This window comes from Candidatus Cloacimonadaceae bacterium (assembly GCA_030693415.1).
In the GTDB taxonomy this organism is placed as follows: domain Bacteria; phylum Cloacimonadota; class Cloacimonadia; order Cloacimonadales; family Cloacimonadaceae; genus JAUYAR01.
Genome location: JAUYAR010000121.1, coordinates 1 through 18,329 on the forward strand (window position 1 = coordinate 1; position 18,329 = coordinate 18,329).

Consider the following 18,329-nt stretch of genomic DNA (forward strand, 5'->3'; position numbering starts at 1 on the left):
GCTTCCAGTTGCTCTCCACCCCACCTCACGGTGACGCAGTTACCTTCGGCTACAGAGTTTTAACGGTGCTCTGAACAGGACTTTCACCTGTCTGATATGTATCGCTCACAGGCGCACGAACGCCGACGTCCCCGTCGGCGAGATTTGCGATGGAACTGCGGACAAGAACCGACGGGGACGTCGGTAATTCCATAATCATGGAACGTCTCATCATGATCCACCTTACAGGAGCTATATAACGGACAGTCTTCAATCAACAACCAAATTTCTTGTGTTCAACACGAAAAAGAGGTTGACAGGATTCATGCCAGTATAAGACTTGCCGCATAAAAAGAAACACAACTAAAATTGGAAACATGGTATTATATCTTGGTGATTGTCTTGATGTATTAACTCGGATTGAATCGGATTGCGTCGATCTGATCGTCACGTCCCCGCCATACGCAGATAGCCGAAAGAATACCTATGGGGGGTTATCTCCCGATCATTACAATGCCTGGATGTTGCCAATATGCGATGAATTGTTCAGAGTTTTGAAACCGAATGGAACTTTCATACTCAATATCAAGGAGAAGGTGATCAACGGCGAGCGGCACACTTATGTGCTTGAGCTGATATTAGAGCTAAGGAAACGTGGAAGGCTTTGGACTGAGGAGTTTATCTGGCATAAAAAAAAACTGTTATCCGGGGAAATGGCCAAATCGGTTTCGTGATGCATGGGAAAGACTATTACAGTTCAATAAAAACCGGCTCTTCAAAATGTATCAGGATGATGTCAAAGTCCCGATCGGGGACTGGGCTAAGAACAGATTGGATAACTTGAGCGCAACGGATAAAACACGTGATATATCAAAGGTTGGCAGTGGATTTGGCAAGAACGTTTCAAATTGGGTGGGCAAAGAAACCGTCTTTCCAACAAATGTACTTCATTTGGCGACTGAGTGTGGAAACAGAAATCATAGCGCAGTTTTCCCGTACGCCTTGCCAGAGTGGTTCATCAAGTTATTCACTCGTGAAGGCGATCTGGTGCTGGATCCTTTCATGAGCTCAGGTACCACAATCAAGGCAGCTAAACAATTGAACCGGAGAGCGATCGGGATTGACGTTAATGCTGAATACTATAGTCAGGTCAGAAACTACTGCGGTTATGCTAACCCCACAATTTTGAGAGCTTACCCTGATCAGTTTCTGGAGAAATGAAAGGTGTCAAATTCATATCCCACATTCACATAGAACAAGGCATTGCCTTTTTCGCGGATAGCGGTGCTGACGCGGATGGGGCCGAAGAACGTTTTGACCCCCAATTCTGAATACAGCGCCCAGGTGACGTCATCCTGTGTCCAGTCGTCGACACTGGCATAGTTCAAGCCTTGTAAAGCAAAGGTATTGAATACGTTACGATGAAATTTTGCCCTGAAAGCAAGCTCATAGATCCTGAAAATCGGAGCGCTGATCTCATACTTCTCGTATCCCCTGAAAGCATGCGATCCGCCGAAATAAAAGGGATCCACTGCCATATCCTCTCCCTTGCTGAAATATGACCCATAATCCAAGGCGAGTTTCATACTGAGAAAATCAAAGAGCGGAGACCAAAGCTCCATTTTGCCCTCAATCCTGCTGTAGATGATATCGCTAATCTCTTTCTGGCGGGAGAAATTGGATTTCATCGAGATTCTGGCGCCATTCATCGGAAAGTAGAAATCATCCAGACTCTCATGATAGATCTTGAGCCCGAAGCCGCTGATGAGATTGTTTTTATCCAGTGGCGCGGTGGCGGAAACATCCCGATACAGACGGTTGCGGTATGAATAGACAAATGCCTCCGCGATGGCGACTTTGTTGGCAAATACCCCCACTCCGCCATTCAGCCCATATTCCAGAGCCATGACGCTGCCGATTTTGATGTTGTCCCGATAGATATAGATCCGGTCTTCATTCAGGTAGGTAAATAAGCGAAAATAGGATCCCCAGAAATCGCCGAAGTTCTTCACGTAATCAAGAACAAGCTCTGTTTTGCCGCCAAGATTGATCGCCGCGCGCAACGATGAGTTCTTTAGTATCTCGTTGTCCATCGTGAAAAGCAGTCCGGCGACAGAGCTACGCTCCGTGGTGTAGCTTGCATTAAAAGCGAGATGTCGGCGTTCCTTTTCCTTTACATAAATGTGCAAATGCCAGCTTCCCTCCTCAGGGATCAAAACGGGATAGATAGTATAAAATAGCTTTGAATTCCATGCGGTGAGGCACTTTTCGACGATCTCGGGGACACCGTATTGATCTCCGATAACGATTCCCATGTAATCCTTGATCTTGGCGCCACTGACATATTTGTTTCCGTGGCAGACGATCTTGGAGACGCGAAACTTGCCAAGTGTGATTGGTGGAATCTGGACTTCCCGATTCGCTGCTCCGATCCCGCAGGAATCGCGGAAAGCGATTAACTTATCAAGATTGAGGCGTGCATATACTTCCCCGGCATCGATTATGGCTTTGAGATTTTTGAAATCGGTGGCTGAAAACTCTGCTAATAGTGGTTCCAGCAAGAAATCGCAATCATCCAAATGTTCTGCCAAATTGCGGGTGATGCCGATATTGATTGTTTGATCGATCACATCGACGAAGCTCTTGATGTTGTCCGCGCCGCGCAGTGTGGAATTGACTTTGAGACCGATCACGACATCGGCACCCATGCTTTTGACGACAGAGACGGGGACGTTTTGTGCGATTCCGCCGTCGATATACTTTTTACCGTCAAATTCGAAAGGTTCGATGATGCTGGGAATGGACATCGACGCCCGCACCGCTTGCATCAACGAGCCTTTGTCGAATATTACGGGAATACCGCTGATCAAATCCGTCGCCACGCAGGCAAAGGGAATCGGCAAGTCCGAGAAATCCCGATATTGCGATGCATCCGCGTATAGCTCAAAAAGTTTCAGATTGATCGAATTACCTATAAAAACGCTGGTGGGAATGACGTGATCCCATTGCTCATCAAAGCTGAGATTGATGTTGCCATAAGGAGCCCAGCGTTTTTGACCGATGTAGAGATCTTTGCGTTGATAACTATCGTCAAAAAGCTCCCGCCAATCCAATTGAAGCGCGAGTTCTTCGATCTCCGAGGCGCTGTAGCCCATGGAGTAAAGCGCTCCGATGATGGCTCCGATGCTGGTTCCGGCAACGTAGTCCGGCTTGAAGCCGGTTTCTTCCAAGACCTTGAGAATGCCAATGTGGGCATAGCCCCTCGCCCCTCCACCACTCAACGCGTAGCCGAGTTTGGCAGCGGATAGGGAAACAAACAGGAAAAAACTCAAGCTCATCAAGACAAGCTTGAGTTTATGATCTTTGCACATGATTCCTAAATGTCGATACCACCGGGATCAGAAACGTTCAGGCTGTCCGCAGGTGTTGGTTTTTCCGCGCTCTTTCGTGGTTTGAAGACGAATTCCAATCTGCCGAATATGCAGTTTGCCTCGATAAAGACCGGTTCGAGACTTGTGCTTTCGCCATAGCGTTTCGCGTCTGAGCCGAAACCCACATAGCTGTTATTGGGTAGGATCGTGGCGCCAAACACCGTGGTTGGAGTGATTTCGTAAGCAAGGTCAGCGGGTAGAAATACACGTCCTGAGCCAAACACAACCGTGATCTCGAGAGGTTTTGAATCCTGTTTGAGATTCGTCAGATCATAATCCTGCGAGGCAAAGACGGTGGCATACTCTATTTCGTTGCCACTAACGCGTTTGTGTGTGATCCCCGATTTGCGGACTTTGCTTGATCCGCCGATGAGGAGTTTCACACCAAAAAGGATGATGATGACCGCGATAAAGATCTTTGCCAAAGGAAAGTGCACGCCAAATTCCTTTAGGATCAAAGACAATCCGAAGAGTACGATCAGAATGCCCCAAAAGAGGCTGCCAAAGAAAATGTCCATTTTCATCTCCTGCTCCTTAGTTTTGTTAGATGCCTGTTGTATATGCCGCATAGAGGTTTGAAACCGGTATGCGGATGTCTTTATTTATGATCAATTCAGGTGTTTCGATTACTTTGCCGAGATAGTGAATCTCAAGCCCCAGATTGGTCGCCAATTCGGCGATGGAGGAGATGGCGTCTTCGGCACAGGATACGATGACGCGTCCGGTTTTTTCTCCGAACCAGAAAAAATCCGCCCTGCCGGAGATATCCAGATCAAGCACCGCTCCCCTAAGAGTTTTCGGTTTCAGACAGGCTTCAGCGATCGCGGTGAGCAATCCTCCGTCCGAGACATCGTGTGCGGAGAAAATCATGTCTTTTTCAATAAGTTCCACAATCAGATCTATGAGGCGTTTGGCTTGTTCGAGATCGATGGGAGCGATCTTTCCGGCGATGGTGTTGTGGATGGTTTTTAGGTATTCCGATCCGCCGATGTCATTGCTATGACCTCCAAGTAAAAGAATGGCGTCTCCGGTGCGTTCGAAAAACTGCGTCCTGGCTTTTCGGACATCCTGCATCAGACCCAACATGCCGATCACCGGCGTGGGATAGATCGCCCCGCTGGGATTTTCGTTGTAAAATGATACGTTCCCTCCGGTGACAGGTGTTCCCAAAGCACGGCAGGCGTCTCCCATACCACGGATACATTCGCTGAAACTCCAATAAACTTCAGGTTTGTAGGGATTGCCAAAGTTTAGACAATTGGTGACGGCAATCGGCTGCGCGCCGCTGCAGGCAACATTTAAAGCCGCTTCCACGACCGCTGCTTTGGTGCCTTCATAGGGATCGAGAAAACAGTGCCGACTGTTGCAATCCGTTGCCATCGCGATGGCTTTTTTGCTATCCTTGATCGCAATCACCGCCGCATCCGAACCCGGCTCGACGCTTGTTCCGATCTGCACCATGTGGTCATACTGGCGGTAGATTTTCTCTTTGGAAGTGATGTTTGGGCTGGCGAGCAGCTTGGTCAGTACTTCCGTAATGTCCGTAGGTTCAGAAACGGAATGGGTGTCGAAAGCATTGATCGCGTCTTGGTTATCCGGTTTCTTCATATCACGAGTATAGACGGGTGCCTTGCCGCCGAGGATGAGATATTCGGCAGGGATTTCCGCAACCGTGGTTTCATAGTATCTGATGCGTAAAAGCTTGTCTTCGGTCACTTTGCCAATGACGACGGCGTCCAGATCCCACTTGTGAAAGATGTCCTGAATCGCTTGGAAATTCATGGGTTCGACGATGAGCAGCATGCGTTCCTGAGATTCGGAAAGCATTATTTCATAAGGCGTCATGCCGGTTTCGCGTTGGGGAACAAGCGAGACGTCGAGCTCGATTCCCACCTCTCCCTTGCCTGCCATTTCAGAGCTTGAACAGGTCAGTCCCGCGGCTCCCATATCCTGGATAGCAATCACCAGACCTGAATGGATCACCTCCAAAGTAGCTTCCAGTAAAAGCTTCTCGTAGAAAGGATCTCCAACTTGCACTGCCGTGCGCATTTCAGCAGATTCATGGGAAAGCTCGACCGAAGCGAAAGTGGCTCCGTGAATTCCGTCGCGCCCTGTTTTGGCACCGACATAGACGACGAGATTGCCGATTCCCTTGGCTGCGGATTTTGCCAACTGCCCGTGTTTCATCACCCCCACCGCCATTGCATTGACCAAAGGATTCCCTTCATAACAAGGTTCGCAATAGACTTCACCTCCTACCGTTGGAACGCCGAAGCAATTTCCATATTCGGCAATGCCATGCACCACTCCTTCGATCAGATGGCGCACACGGGGATCGGATGGGTCGCCAAACCGCAAGGAATTCAAAGCGGCAACGGGTCTGGCGCCCATGGTGAAAATATCGCGTAGAATACCACCCATGCCGGTCGCGGCTCCATGATATGGTTCCAAAGCAGAGGGATGGTTGTGGCTTTCGATTTTGAAGCAGATAGCGATTCCGTCTCCGATATCTACGACACCTGCGTTTTCGTCTCCGGCTTTGGCAAGGATGTATTCTCCATCGCGGGGCAGGGTCTTCAAGAGCTTGATCGAATTCTTGTAACTGGCATGTTCAGACCACATTACGCTGAAAATACCGATCTCCACCCAACGAGGCGTTCTGCCCAATATGGATTTGATGTATTCATATTCTTCCGCCGAGATTCCGTGTTCGGCAATGAGTGAGTCGGTAATCAGGGGTTCCTGCATCTATATGTCCTTCATGGCTTTATATCTTGTTGGCGCTGAGCAGGTCGATCAAACGGAGGATGCGGTCTTCGATCAGATCAAAGGTACCGCGATAGTTATCCAGTTCCGAACCGTAGGGATCCTTGATATCTCCGCTTTCTCCTACTATTTCGTTCAAGGTCATGATCTTATGCGCTGAATTGGGTTCCCAGTCACGCAGAATATCGCGTTGACGTTCTTCCATGGTCAAAACCCATCTGCCGGCACTGATCAAATCTGACGTAATCTTTTTTGATACATGGCTTTGCGCATCGAGGATGCCTCGTTCCATCAGCAACTGCATGGAGTTGATCGAGATCATGCTTCCGCCCTGTATCAGACCGCAGGAATCGCCGCGGAAATTCATGCCCCGCTCTTTGACCAGATGGTTGAAAAGCTTGTCCGCGATCGGACTGCGGCAGATATTCGCGGTGCAGACAAACATTATCAGCGGTGCATGGAAAGACTCCTTTATCGAGTAGAAAGGAACGGAGCCCTCACGCAGGCATTTGATCTCATCGGTCATGGAATCGCTCTTTTCCGCGGGAATGAATTCCACAACGGTGGAGGGTTTGGGCTCGGGATCGACGTTTCGCATCATTGGAACCAAGCCAAAATCAAACCAGGAATCGTAGCTTTTGGAGATCCGGTTCAGATCGTTTTCCGGGGGCAGAGTTGAGACATTGATACTGGTACTGATCATCGGTTCACCGAGTTGTTCGATGAAAAAGCGCAGCATTGAATCCTGTGGGACGCGAAAGGCGACTTTGCCACCCAGCTCGACTTTCTCGAAGCGCTGATCGGCGCATTCTGTCACAAAGGTGAGATTCCCGGGCCAATACTGACCCATCAGCCCTTTTAGGCTTTTGGGCAGGGAAATCCCGGCATCATCAAACCAGTTGAGATCAGGAACGAGGACAATGAGACCGCTGTTCTCCTTGCGCTGCTTGAGTTTAACGATGCGCTCAAGCGCGTTGCCCGAAGAAAGACGGCATCCGATGCCAAACATCGTGCCAGTGTAATGGAGTATCGTTTTACCCTGTAAATCATCTTTTTGTAAAAACTTGATCAACTTCTGTGGCGGTGGTTCGCGGAGCAGGTTCAAATTATAGTCTCCTTTTTTAATCAAGGTAGGGCAAGGGGTTGATGGCTTTTCCGTCTTTGCGCAGTTCAAAGTGCAACGAGGGTTCGCTGGCGGAACCGGTCATGCCAGATTTGGCGATCACCTGACCCTTTTTGACCTTGGCGCCGCGGCTGACGGAAATGCTGCTATTATACGCGTAAACAGTGAAAAAGCCGTTTTTGTGATCGATGATGACAAGATTCCCCTGTCCGCCGTACCGTTCGGCAAATACGACTTCTCCATCGTCCGCGGCAATGACGTTCGAGCCTTCGGGAGTCGCGATGTCGATGCCGTTGTTGACCACGCTGGTGCCATAGGCGCGGGATTCTTCTCCAAAGGCGCGAATGATCTTTCCACGCACGGGCCAGGCGATCTTTTTGGCGGTGAATTGATATGATTGAGGTTCTTTGCCGCTAACTATGGTGAGTTTGTTGATTAGTGATTCCAGCTCCTGGGCGTCTTTTTTGAGCTTGGCGATCTGGTTTTGCAGGTTTTGCTGTTCGCGAGTAAGCTGCTGTTGCTGCTGCTGCAAGTTTTGCACCTGTCGCCCGTAGGTCTTGCTGGTGACGGTTTCCTTGCGCACTTCGCCCCGAACGCCGATATATTCTTTTTGGTGAAAAACCTTATCCTGCATCAGAGTGATCTGGTATCCGCGCAGGCTGTTGATCTTATTACGCGCGTTGAGGGTCAAAATAGCCATAAAATGGTGGTCGCGGTGCTGCATTTGAGAAGCGCGGTAGGAGCGGTCAATGCGAAGCAGCATGTCCAATTGCACATTTTGCAGTTGATTGAGCTGAGCGATACGATCCCCAACGGATGAAAGTCTGTCGCTGACCGAGCGCAGGGAATCGAGCTTGACTCCCTCTTGCCTGACCAGGGTTTTCAGGTTTTCGTCGGTTCGTCTTTTCAGTGAGGCGGTGCGCTGTATATCGCTTTCGGTTTGTTTCTTTTGGGTTTCAGTTTGTTTGACCTTGGTTTGAGCTGATTCGAGCTTTTTCTGCACCTGTTGGAGTTGTTTCATTTTCTCTTCCAGTTCGTTGCCGATCAGGGCAAGCGTCAGGAAAAACAACAGAAGGACGGATATCAATCGATATAGCATGCTCATGCCTTGTTTTCAGTGCGCAATTCTATATTCGGCGCGATCCGGTTTGGGGGTTTCTGTTCTGCTGTCTGGCATTCTTTATGTTTTGGCATAATCCTCAACCGAATACGATCTTGATCTCCCGTATGGCATGAGCGATTGTGTCGGAGGCGTGCACTGCGTTTTCGGTGATCCCTTCCGCATACAAATGCCGGATCGAACCGGGCTTGCGTTTTTCGGGATCGACCTCTCCGATCAGTTCCCTCAGTTCCTCCACCGCATTGCGTTTTTCCAAAAGCACAGCGACGGTATCGGCAGAACACATAAAACTCACCAGCCTCTCAAAGAATTCCTTGCCGCGGTGCATCTCATAGAAACGCTCCGCTAGGTTTCTCGTGAATCTGATGACCTTGATGTTGGTGATGACAAAGCCGTGTTCCTCGATGATCGAGATGACATGTCCGACGTGACGATGCACAACGGCGTTGGGCTTGATCAGCAGAAGGCTTTGTTCGGTCATTTACGCGGATAGACAGTCTCGATGTAATCCAGAGCCGCCACTTTGATGGCGATGTCGCGGTTCAAAATCACGCTCATTTTGATCTTGTGTTTCAGGATATCGATCCATACATCGTTGACTTCGTTAGCTTTTAACTCGAAGCCGGTGTATTGTTTCAGCATGTCCTGATAGAATTCATCGCGATCGGAATCGACTCTGGCAATGACGAGTTTGTGGCTGTCGTGACATACGTCATAGTCCTTGTAGCGGACATCGACAACGGCATAACCGAGCTTGAGCAGGTTCTCAAAGTTTATTTGCAGATCATCGTTATTCGGCATCATTTATACTCCATACGTTTAATTTTCTCGACAAAATCCTGTCGGCAATTTTCTTGTTCCCACGCTTTGGTGAAAGTGCTTTAAGTCAAGAAGAATATTGGTCTTTACATAATTTTCCTGCGATACCAAGTATGCAAGGCTCTTCAGAATGGTGATTTAGCCCCATCCATATACGGATCGCTAGCATAGAATATAAATGACGGGTTTTTAAGAGGTTCAGATGCCGCTTTTCAAACTGACAACAGATTACAGCCCCAGCGGAGATCAACCGCAGGCGATCAGCGAATTGCTGGAAGGGATTACCCAAAACAAACGCCATCAGGTGCTCTTGGGCGTGACGGGAAGCGGAAAGACCTTCACTATCGCAAACGTCATCGCCAAATTGGATAAGCCGGTGTTGGTGCTCTCACACAACAAAACCCTTGCAGCGCAGCTCTATGGTGAATTCAAGCAGCTCTTTCCCGAAAACGCGGTGGAATACTTCATCAGTTATTATGACTACTATCAACCCGAAGCTTATATCCCGGGGAAAGATATCTATATCGAAAAGGATTCCGACATCAACGAACAGATCGAAAAGCTGCGCCTGCGGGCAACAATGTCTTTGATGGAGAGACGGGACGTGATCATTGTGGCATCGGTATCCTGCATCTATGGTCTCGGGGTTCCGGAAGAATACCGCGAAGCATTGATCCGAGTGAAGGTGGGTATGAAACTCGATCGGGACGAACTGATCCAAAAGCTCGTGCAAGCCCATTACAGCAGAAACGACATTGCCTTCGAGCGAGGCGCGTTCCGCGTTCGGGGAGACATCGTCGATATCTATCCAGCCTATTTGGAACACTGCCTCAGGGTGGAATTCTTCGGTGAGGAGATCGTGAAGCTGGAAAAGCTGCATCCCATTTCCTATCAAAGCCTTGGGCTCGTGGACGAGTATCCCGTCTATCCGGCAATTCACTTCATTATGAATGAAGACAGATTGCGCCTCGCATTGAACTCGATCGAATCCGAGATGAACGAACGCGTCCATTTCTATCTGCAAGACCAACGCTATGTGGAAGCCGACCGGCTCAAACAACGCACGATGTTTGACATCGAGATGCTGCGCGAATTGGGATACTGTTCCGGCATCGAAAACTATTCAAGACATCTCACCGGTGCTCAGATTGGAGAGCCGCCAAGCTGTTTGTTAGATTACTTTCCGGATGATTTTCTCTTCATTATCGATGAATCCCACGCCACGATACCTCAGGTGCACGGTATGTTTGGAGGAGATTTCACCCGCAAGAAAAACCTCGTGGACTATGGTTTCCGGTTGCCGAGCGCTTTTGACAACCGTCCTCTGCGCTTTGATGAGTTTGAGCGCTATATGCGCAACGTGATCTTCGTTTCCGCCACGCCGGCAAATTATGAGCTCACTCTCACCAAAGGGGAGATCGTGGAACAGGTGATCCGTCCCACCGGTTTGGTCGATCCCGAAGTGGAGATCAAACCGATCCGCCACCAGGTGGACGACCTCATCGCTCAGATCAAAGAGCGAACGGCAAAGGGACAAAAGGCACTGGTGATGACCCTCACCAAGCGCATGAGTGAGGATTTGAACACTTATCTGAAAAATGCCGGAATCCGCAGCCGCTATCTGCATAGCGACATCGATACGATCGAAAGGGCAAAGATCATCAGGGAGTTGCGCATGGACGAATTTGACGTCATCGTGGGCGTTAACCTGCTTCGCGAAGGACTTGACCTTCCGGAAGTATCCTTGGTGGCGATCCTCGACGCAGATAAAACAGGCTTTCTCCGTTCCGCCAGATCCCTCATCCAGATATCCGGTCGCGCTGCCAGAAACATCGACGGCAAGGTCATCCTCTACGCCGATGTGATCACCAGCGCGATCACAATAACCTTAAGCGAAACTAACCGGCGCCGTATCAAACAGCTTAAATATAACGAGGATAACAACATCACCCCCCAAAGCATCAGCAAGACGCTTGAACAGATCATCCAATCCACCGCCATTGCAGAAGGTTATGACCGAGATCAAAAGACCAGCAAAGATAAACCCAGCAAAGAGGATTTCCGCGAATACCTGGAAATCGACAACCGTGACAAATTGCTGGAACTGCTAAAGAAAGAAATGCTGCGTGCCGCGCAAAAACTGGATTTTGAACGTGCGGCGGAATTGCGCGACCGCATCTTGGAAATGGAGCTGGACAAACCACGTGCTGAATCAGGCGGAAATCAGGTTAGTAAAGATAGTTCTTGACAAAAAAAACGGAAAATAATATGATATTTGGAAGAGGTTTAATTTGTGAGTAAACAAAAGTATATTGTAATACAAGAGCTTGACCCTGAAAGTGTTAATGAAATCGAAGAAACCCATAAAAACAACTATCTCAGCCTGGGTTTCAAACCATATTTGATGGCGAACGGCAAGATCAAGTGGCTCACCGACTCGCTGCGCGCCAAGTATGGTGCGCGCACCAGATCGTTCTTTTCGCTGCCCCGTATCTTCAAGCATCCGACTCTGCCGCGCCGTCGTAAAAGACGCTACCGCAACCGGATGCTCAGATTTATGCTGTCTAATTTGGGCTTTTCCCTAATCCTCGCCGGCATTCTTGCCGCGGTGTGGTTTCTGCTACGTCACTGGTATTTGCTCTTTTAACCATCATGGAGAGATAAATTGAGAATATTAGCAATCAACGACGACGGCATCCAAGCGCTGGGAATCAGGACTCTGATCGATCATCTGCGCCAAGCCGGTCATGAAGTAATCATCGTGGCGCCGGATCGTGAACGCAGTGCCGCATCGCATTCGCTGACCTTGAGAAAAGACCTGCGGGTCACAAGAATTGCCGAGCTTGAGTATTCTGTGGACGGCACACCGGTAGATTGCACCGTGATCGCTTTGCAGAAACTGATCACCGGCAGAATCGATCTGGTGATATCCGGCATCAATGCCGGACAGAATATGGGCGAGGACGTTCTCTATTCCGGAACCGTCGCCGCCGCCGTCGAAGCTTCGTTCTTTGGGCACAAAGCGATCGCGATCTCGATCAATTCCTATACGGATCAAAGATTCGAAACCGCAGCCGCCTGGATGGTGAAGCTCTTGGATATGGGCATCGAGCATCTGATCAGCCCCAGGGAGATCCTCAATATCAATGTGCCAAACGTTCCTCCCGAAGCGATCCGAGGGATCAGGCTCACCCGCGTGGGACACCGCAAATACTACAATTTCATCAAGATCATGGATCAGTTTGAAGACGGTTTCTCATATCGTATTGGCGGCGACCAACCAATCTGGGATTTGCAAAAAGGAACCGATGCCGAAGCAATCAATGAAAACTATATTTCCATCACACCCTTGGGATTTGAAATGACCAGAGGCGATTCTTTCCCCCAAATCCTCGAATGGCTGGAAGAGCACAATCTGCTCCAGCTTGAGAACTAATATATGCGTTTTGAAGACCAACGCGCGCTATTGATCAATGACCTGAAAGCCCAGGGAATTAGTGACGAGAAAATCCTGCGGGCATTTAGCACCGTTGCCCGCGAGAACTATGTCCTGCCCGAATACCGTGAATACGCCTATCGCAATCAACCTTTGCCGATACTGCTATCGCAGACGATATCCCAACCCCTGATGATCGCCATTATGATGCAATATATGCAGTTGGATGCTGAAAACAGCGTGCTTGAGATCGGCACCGGCAGCGGTTATCAATCCGCGCTTTTGGCTGAAATTGTGAAAGACGTTTGCAGCATTGAACGCCTCGAAGGTCTTTCGCTGAAAGCGCAACAGACGCTACGTGAGCAAGGCTATAAAAACATCTATTTCCGCATCGGCGACGGCGCTCAGGGATGGGAGAAAGCCTATCCCCCCTACAAAGAATTTGACAAGATCATCATCAGCGCAGCTACAAACGAGATTCCGCACAAGCTTTTATCCCAGCTCAAGAAAGGTGGAATTCTCGCCGCGCCCGTCGGCGGATCAAACTATCAGGTTTTGACCATAGTTCAAAACCAGGACTCAAAGCTGGTCTATACCCAGCACGGAGCTTGCAGTTTCGTTCCGTTGATCAGCGATGGTCAATAAAGGAGATTATATGATCAAGGACTATGTCGTCTGGCTCAAACAGGTGATCAACAAACCAAGCAAATACGCTATCCTGCGCAGGTTTGTCATCTTCAAGGAACTCAGCTCATTTGAGCTGCACCTGATCGACAACTATCTACATCCACGCGAGTATAAAAAGGGAGAAATGCTCTTTGAGGAAGGTTATCCTCTGGAAGCGGTCTTTTTCATCGACAAAGGCGAAGTCCAGGTAAGCGGACCCATCAACTCGCAGGAGACTGCCGTTTTGAAGAAAAACCAGTTTATCGGCTTGATCGATATGTTCAATGAAGACACTCGCTCCAGCACAGCCAAAGCGATCACGGATGTTTCAGTGCTTGCCCTCTCCAGAACCGATCTGTGGTATCTGATCAATCACAACCGGGTTTTGGGCAACAAACTGCTGGTCGCCATTTCCAGATTTTTAAGCAAATACTTGGTGGAAATCGCTTCCGGGCAACAAAGATGAACTGGACAAAGCTAATTTTTTTCCTGTTTCTGACCGGAATCATTGTCCTCACGCTGGCATTCTATAGCTGGATCTTCAGCTACCTGCTGCTTTCGATGGTTCTGGCATATATCCTCGACCCCTTAGTAACCTGGTTTGAGATGCGGGCGATTGCGCGTTGGCTATCCGTTGTGTTGGTCTATCTGATCGTGGGGGGCTTGATTGCCTGGTTCACCGCCATGTACGTCCCTCAACTCATTGATCAGGGCAATAACTTCTTTCAGATGATTTCCAGCAGCGAACAATCCGGCGGAGAGTATTTCGTGACCCTGCCTTTCTTCCGCACCATCCATGTTTTCCTGCAAACCCTAGATGCCCGAATACCGGGGATCGCCGTCTCCGGGCAATTAATTAAGTTTCTGGACGGAATGAAGGAAAGACTCGCGCAACTGCCCATCCTGCTGATCGATAACTATCAAACGATTCTGGGCACGATATCATACCTGGCGACCATTCCCTTGATCAGTTTCTTTTTGTTGAAGGACAAAAATTCCCTGCGCAAGAGCTTTATCAAGCTTGCGCCAAACCGCTATTTCGAACTGTTTCTGATGATCCTGGCAAAAGTGGACGAAAGCGTCGGCAGATTTCTGCGAGCCATGCTCTTTGAAGTGATCGCCGTGGGCATAATGGTATCCTTGGCGCTCTCTTTTTTGGGAATCAGCAATGCTGTGTTGATCGGCATCACTGCCGGCGTGGCAAACATCATTCCCTATTTTGGTCCCCTGATCGGAGTCGCAATCGCGGTGCTCACCATCATCGTGGAAAGCGGCGATCCCATCATGATCCTCTGGGTCGTTCTGGCAATGTATGGCGTGCAAGCGTTCGACAACAACATCGTCTATCCCGTTGTGGTTGGCAAAACTATCGATATGCATCCGCTGCTGGTCTTGCTGACGGTTTTGGCAGGTGGTTGGTTCGGCGGCATCATCTGGATGTTGATATCCGTGCCGTTAGTCTATATCGTCTATAGTCTGGTCAAGGTCTTATACGTAAATTTGAAACAATTCCGGCTTATATAATAAGAGGTATAAATGAGCTTACTCGACAAATGTCATCGATTTCAGGATGCCCGCAAAGCCATGGCGCTGGGCTATTATCCTTATTTTCGTGAAATAAGTTCCGAGCAGGACACCGAAGTGATCTGCAACGGCCAAAAAATGCTGATGATGGGGTCAAACAGCTATCTGGGTCTGACCACTCATCCGCGGGTCAAGGAAGCCGCCATCAAAGCCATCGAAAAATATGGCAGCGGCTGTGCCGGATCGCGTTTCTTAAACGGCACCCTGGATATCCACATCGAGTTGGAAGCCAAGCTGGCAACGCTCTGCGGCAAAGAAGCCGCCTTGGCATATCCCACCGGCTATCAGGCAAACCTTGGCTGCATTTCCGCAATCGTGCACAAAAACGAATACATCATCACCGACAAATTTGACCACGCGTCCATCATCGATGGCTGCCAGCTTTCACAGGGAACGATGCTGCGCTACAATCACAATGACATGAAGAGCCTCGAACTCGTCCTCAAAAAGATCTACGGCAAAAACTCCCTCATCGCAGTGGACGGCGTCTTTTCCATGGAAGGGGACATCGCCAAACTGGATGAGATCAGTGCTTTGGCAAAGAAATACAAATCATCTCTGATGGTGGACGAAGCCCATTCTCTGGGTGTTTTGGGCAAAAAAGGAGCAGGAGCGGTTGAGCATTTTGGCTTGATCGACGAAACCGACTTCATCATGGGCACCTTTTCCAAATCCCTTGCTTCAGTAGGCGGATTCATCGCCGCGGAAGAGAATTTGATCCATTACCTGAAACACAAATCCCGCGCCTTGATCTTTTCCGCGTCCCTGCCTCCCGCTTCGACAGCAAGCGTCCTCGCAGCCTTAAAGATCATGGAAGAGGAACCGGAGCACATGGCAAGGCTCTGGGAAAATACCCATTACATGCTCTCCGAATTCAAAAGCATGGGATATGACACCGGCACTTCCTGCACACCGGTGATCCCGCTTCACGTGGGTAACATGATGACCGCTTTCCAGATGTGGTATCGTTTGGGAGAAGAGGGCGTCTTCATCAATCCCGTCATCCCGCCCGCCGTTCCGCCAAATTCATGTCTGATCCGCTGTTCCTTCATGGCGACGCACACCAGGGCACAGCTTGATTTTGCTCTGGATAAATTCCGCGCCATCGGCAAGGAATTGGAGCTTGTTTAGATTTTCAAACAATAAAATACAGCCCTAACTGGAGGAAACATGGCAAGCAAGAGCAGTGCTGAATTCTACGGCAGTTTCAAGGAAATGTCCCCGATACGCGCTATCGCGGAGACATTGATGAGCGACCACAAAGTTCGCCGGATCGATATTCGCGAAGCCTACGAGATGGCAAAAAAACAGCCCGGCGTCTCCATGACGGATCTTCCCGTTTATCCGGAATTTGTCAAATTGCATAATCTCCCCCCGGACGCGAAAGTCCTCTGCGATTGCCACGGAAACATCATTGGCAGAACCGCCAAAGCCCGCAGATTCTATCATCGGCTGCCCCCAAGCCAGAAAAACAAGCTGGAAGGCGATTTCCGCGAAGCCGTATGGCAAATGCAGCATTATCCCTTGATCAAGACCGAAGCCATCCTCGGAATGGACAAAGACCTGATGATCAAAGCCACTTTTATCACCACCGAATCGGACGTCGTCAACCTCTACAACTGGCTCTTGAACTTCGCTCCCTACGAACAGCTCAAAGCGCAATATGAATCCAGCCCAAAACTCCCGATCCAGGATATCATCCTCATCGGGTTCAACGAATGGACCTGCGCTGATCCTTTCTACAACAACGTCGGCGCGCCACAGCTCGCGCTCGTGGATGAAAAGCACAACGTGATCGTCAATCTCGGGATGCGCTATTTTGGCGAACGAAAAAAAGGAACTCTTACGCTGGCTTGGACTTCCGGTATCCGCATCGGGATGGCTGCCTGCCATGGCGGAATCAAGGAAATTGATTTCGGTACCTGCGACGATACGCAATATCACAAACTGGGAAAACGCTCCATCGCCTTCTACGGCTTGTCCGGAACGGGAAAATCAGCTCACACAAATTCACCTGACAACGCGGACACGCTTCCTAAGGGATTTTCCAAGGTCGTGCTGCATGACGACGCCTTCCAGATCGATCTCGAAAACAAGCTCTGCCGCGTCTGGGAACCCACGCTGTTCGACAAAACCGACAGCCGCCCCATCGACCACCCGGACTGGAAATATGCCCTCGCTCTGATGAATCACATGGTTCTCGAAATCGACGGAAAAATAATGCCGGTGGGTCTCGATGTCAGAAATTCAAACGGACGTGCCTTGCTCGACCGTGCCTTGCTGGGAAATTACGTCAACCGCTGCGCTTTCCCCAAAGCGCTGATCTGGCTGATGAAGGATTCCGTCTTGCCCCCCCTGATCAAACTCACGGACAAACATCTCGCCATCGCCATGGGCGCGGCTTTGATGACGCAGCGCAATCGTGCCGAAAACGTGACCGACGAGGAACTGAACAAACTCGTCTTTGAGCCCTTTGCCAATCCCTTCCGCGTCTATGAATTCTACAAGGACGTGGAGGCTTTCCTGTATATCGCCGATAGCGGAGCGGATTTCTACTGCTTCAATTCCCCCGGCTATTGGAAAGAATCCATCGATGTCCTCGAACCGATTCCGCTAAAAACTTCCCTAACGCTGCAAACCGCTTTGTTGACGGACGCGCTGGAGTGGGAACCCTGGAAATTGCTCCCCGGAGCGATGCTCCCCACTCGCGAATCGGTGGAAAAAGTCCTCCCCGGCTATGTGGATAAATACGATCCCGCCAAACGTCTGAATATGGATAAGTATCTGGAATTGATAGTAGATAGATTCAAGCAACGCGCGGATTATCTTTCTAGTAGCGACTTACAAGAAAAACCAGAATTGCTGCAAGCAATCGTGGCAAAACTCAAGCTCAATATCTGAGCGACTATTTATTTCATAACATACGCGGCAACAATATGTTGCCGCGTTTTCTCTCCCTCTCTCCAGTATCCGCTCCCGTGAGCATTACGGAGTCAATACGGACTTAGTCCGTAATGAGTCCGTATTGATTCCGTAATGCTAAGGGGGAAGGATGCCGATCCTGCGAAGTGAACAAGTGAGCGGGTGAACAAGTGAACAGGTGAACGAGTTGCTTCGATTCAGATTTCAATGATCATGGTGATCATAACGATCCGCGTCATCTGTGTTCTATTGGAATTGATAAAATGGTGGCGGAATCTATCCACCGAATCTTGCAAAGTAATCATCGATTTCAGGACGAAGCTCGATTCCAACCCGCTCAAAAATATCAAGCAAATCCTGATACGCACCTTCTCCACCCAGAAAATCCCAAAAATCATCTGCAACCTTCAGTTCATGTTCGAGATCGAGCATCCCTTTCATTGTCCACCGGGCATAGGGTTTCGGCTCATAGGGATTGTATGG

Annotated in this window: 17 protein-coding genes; 9 read left to right on the plus strand and 8 right to left on the minus strand. The window is 49.4% G+C overall.

The features are described 5' to 3' along the window. Positions 1–633 precede the first annotated feature (633 nt). Positions 634–1,200, plus strand: a complete 567-nt coding sequence (locus tag Q8M98_07425; protein ID MDP3114593.1) for a site-specific DNA-methyltransferase — start codon at positions 634–636, stop codon at positions 1,198–1,200. Here Q8M98_07425 and Q8M98_07430 read toward each other — a convergent pair. The 7 genes from Q8M98_07430 to Q8M98_07460 all read right to left on the minus strand — a co-directional run bounded on the left by Q8M98_07430 (position 1,182) and on the right by Q8M98_07460 (position 9,223). Beyond that, positions 1,182–3,317 (minus strand): patatin-like phospholipase family protein, encoded by a 2,136-nt coding sequence (locus tag Q8M98_07430; GenBank protein MDP3114594.1) that lies wholly within the window; start codon positions 3,315–3,317, stop codon positions 1,182–1,184. The genes Q8M98_07425 and Q8M98_07430 overlap by 19 nt on opposite strands. Before the next feature lie 38 nt (positions 3,318–3,355). Beyond that, on the minus strand, positions 3,356–3,934 hold the full coding sequence (locus Q8M98_07435) for a hypothetical protein (protein MDP3114595.1): 579 nt from the start codon (positions 3,932–3,934) through the stop codon (positions 3,356–3,358). Positions 3,935–3,953: 19 nt separating this feature from the next. Beyond that, a complete protein-coding gene (gene purL, locus Q8M98_07440) occupies positions 3,954–6,158 on the minus strand; it encodes a phosphoribosylformylglycinamidine synthase subunit PurL (GenBank protein MDP3114596.1) in 2,205 nt (734 codons plus the stop codon). A gap of 19 nt (positions 6,159–6,177) precedes the next feature. Beyond that, on the minus strand, positions 6,178–7,281 hold the full coding sequence (locus tag Q8M98_07445; protein MDP3114597.1) for a Sua5/YciO/YrdC/YwlC family protein: 1,104 nt from the start codon (positions 7,279–7,281) through the stop codon (positions 6,178–6,180). 16 nt (positions 7,282–7,297) lie between these two features. After that, positions 7,298–8,404 carry a peptidoglycan DD-metalloendopeptidase family protein gene (locus tag Q8M98_07450; GenBank protein MDP3114598.1) on the minus strand — a complete coding sequence of 369 codons (1,107 nt, stop codon included), beginning with the start codon at positions 8,402–8,404 and terminating at the stop codon, positions 7,298–7,300. A 94-nt stretch (positions 8,405–8,498) separates the two neighbouring features. Continuing rightward, positions 8,499–8,900 (minus strand): nucleoside-diphosphate kinase, encoded by a 402-nt coding sequence (locus Q8M98_07455; GenBank protein ID MDP3114599.1) that lies wholly within the window; start codon positions 8,898–8,900, stop codon positions 8,499–8,501. Continuing rightward, on the minus strand, positions 8,897–9,223 hold the full coding sequence (locus tag Q8M98_07460; protein MDP3114600.1) for a hypothetical protein: 327 nt from the start codon (positions 9,221–9,223) through the stop codon (positions 8,897–8,899). Before Q8M98_07460 ends, Q8M98_07455 begins: the two co-directional genes overlap by 4 nt. A gap of 217 nt (positions 9,224–9,440) precedes the next feature. Between Q8M98_07460 and uvrB the strand changes: the two genes are divergently transcribed. The 8 genes from uvrB to Q8M98_07500 are packed head-to-tail and all read left to right on the plus strand — an operon-like array spanning position 9,441 to position 17,825. Further along, complete coding sequence (gene uvrB / locus Q8M98_07465) at positions 9,441–11,486, plus strand: excinuclease ABC subunit UvrB (protein ID MDP3114601.1); 2,046 nt, start codon at positions 9,441–9,443, stop codon at positions 11,484–11,486. Between the two features lie 45 nt (positions 11,487–11,531). Beyond that, the gene (locus Q8M98_07470) at positions 11,532–11,885 is read left to right on the plus strand and encodes a hypothetical protein (protein MDP3114602.1); all 354 of its coding nucleotides are present in this window, start codon (positions 11,532–11,534) and stop codon (positions 11,883–11,885) included. Positions 11,886–11,903: 18 nt separating this feature from the next. After that, the gene (surE, locus tag Q8M98_07475) at positions 11,904–12,674 is read left to right on the plus strand and encodes a 5'/3'-nucleotidase SurE (protein ID MDP3114603.1); all 771 of its coding nucleotides are present in this window, start codon (positions 11,904–11,906) and stop codon (positions 12,672–12,674) included. A gap of 3 nt (positions 12,675–12,677) precedes the next feature. Further along, positions 12,678–13,319, plus strand: a complete 642-nt coding sequence (locus Q8M98_07480) for a protein-L-isoaspartate(D-aspartate) O-methyltransferase (protein ID MDP3114604.1) — start codon at positions 12,678–12,680, stop codon at positions 13,317–13,319. A gap of 10 nt (positions 13,320–13,329) precedes the next feature. Continuing rightward, positions 13,330–13,806, plus strand: a complete 477-nt coding sequence (locus Q8M98_07485; GenBank protein MDP3114605.1) for a cyclic nucleotide-binding domain-containing protein — start codon at positions 13,330–13,332, stop codon at positions 13,804–13,806. Beyond that, positions 13,803–14,864: an AI-2E family transporter gene (locus Q8M98_07490; protein MDP3114606.1), complete on the plus strand. Its 1,062-nt coding sequence runs from the start codon at positions 13,803–13,805 to the stop codon at positions 14,862–14,864. The genes Q8M98_07485 and Q8M98_07490 overlap by 4 nt, the downstream gene beginning before the upstream one ends. Before the next feature lie 12 nt (positions 14,865–14,876). Next, the gene (locus tag Q8M98_07495) at positions 14,877–16,055 is read left to right on the plus strand and encodes a pyridoxal phosphate-dependent aminotransferase family protein (GenBank protein MDP3114607.1); all 1,179 of its coding nucleotides are present in this window, start codon (positions 14,877–14,879) and stop codon (positions 16,053–16,055) included. A 39-nt stretch (positions 16,056–16,094) separates the two neighbouring features. Further along, positions 16,095–17,825 carry a phosphoenolpyruvate carboxykinase (ATP) gene (locus Q8M98_07500; protein MDP3114608.1) on the plus strand — a complete coding sequence of 577 codons (1,731 nt, stop codon included), beginning with the start codon at positions 16,095–16,097 and terminating at the stop codon, positions 17,823–17,825. A 297-nt stretch (positions 17,826–18,122) separates the two neighbouring features. On the opposite strand, the gene Q8M98_07505 is transcribed toward Q8M98_07500, so the two are convergent. Then, on the minus strand, positions 18,123–18,329 hold a 207-nt coding region (locus Q8M98_07505; GenBank protein ID MDP3114609.1), incomplete at its 5' end, for a TdeIII family type II restriction endonuclease.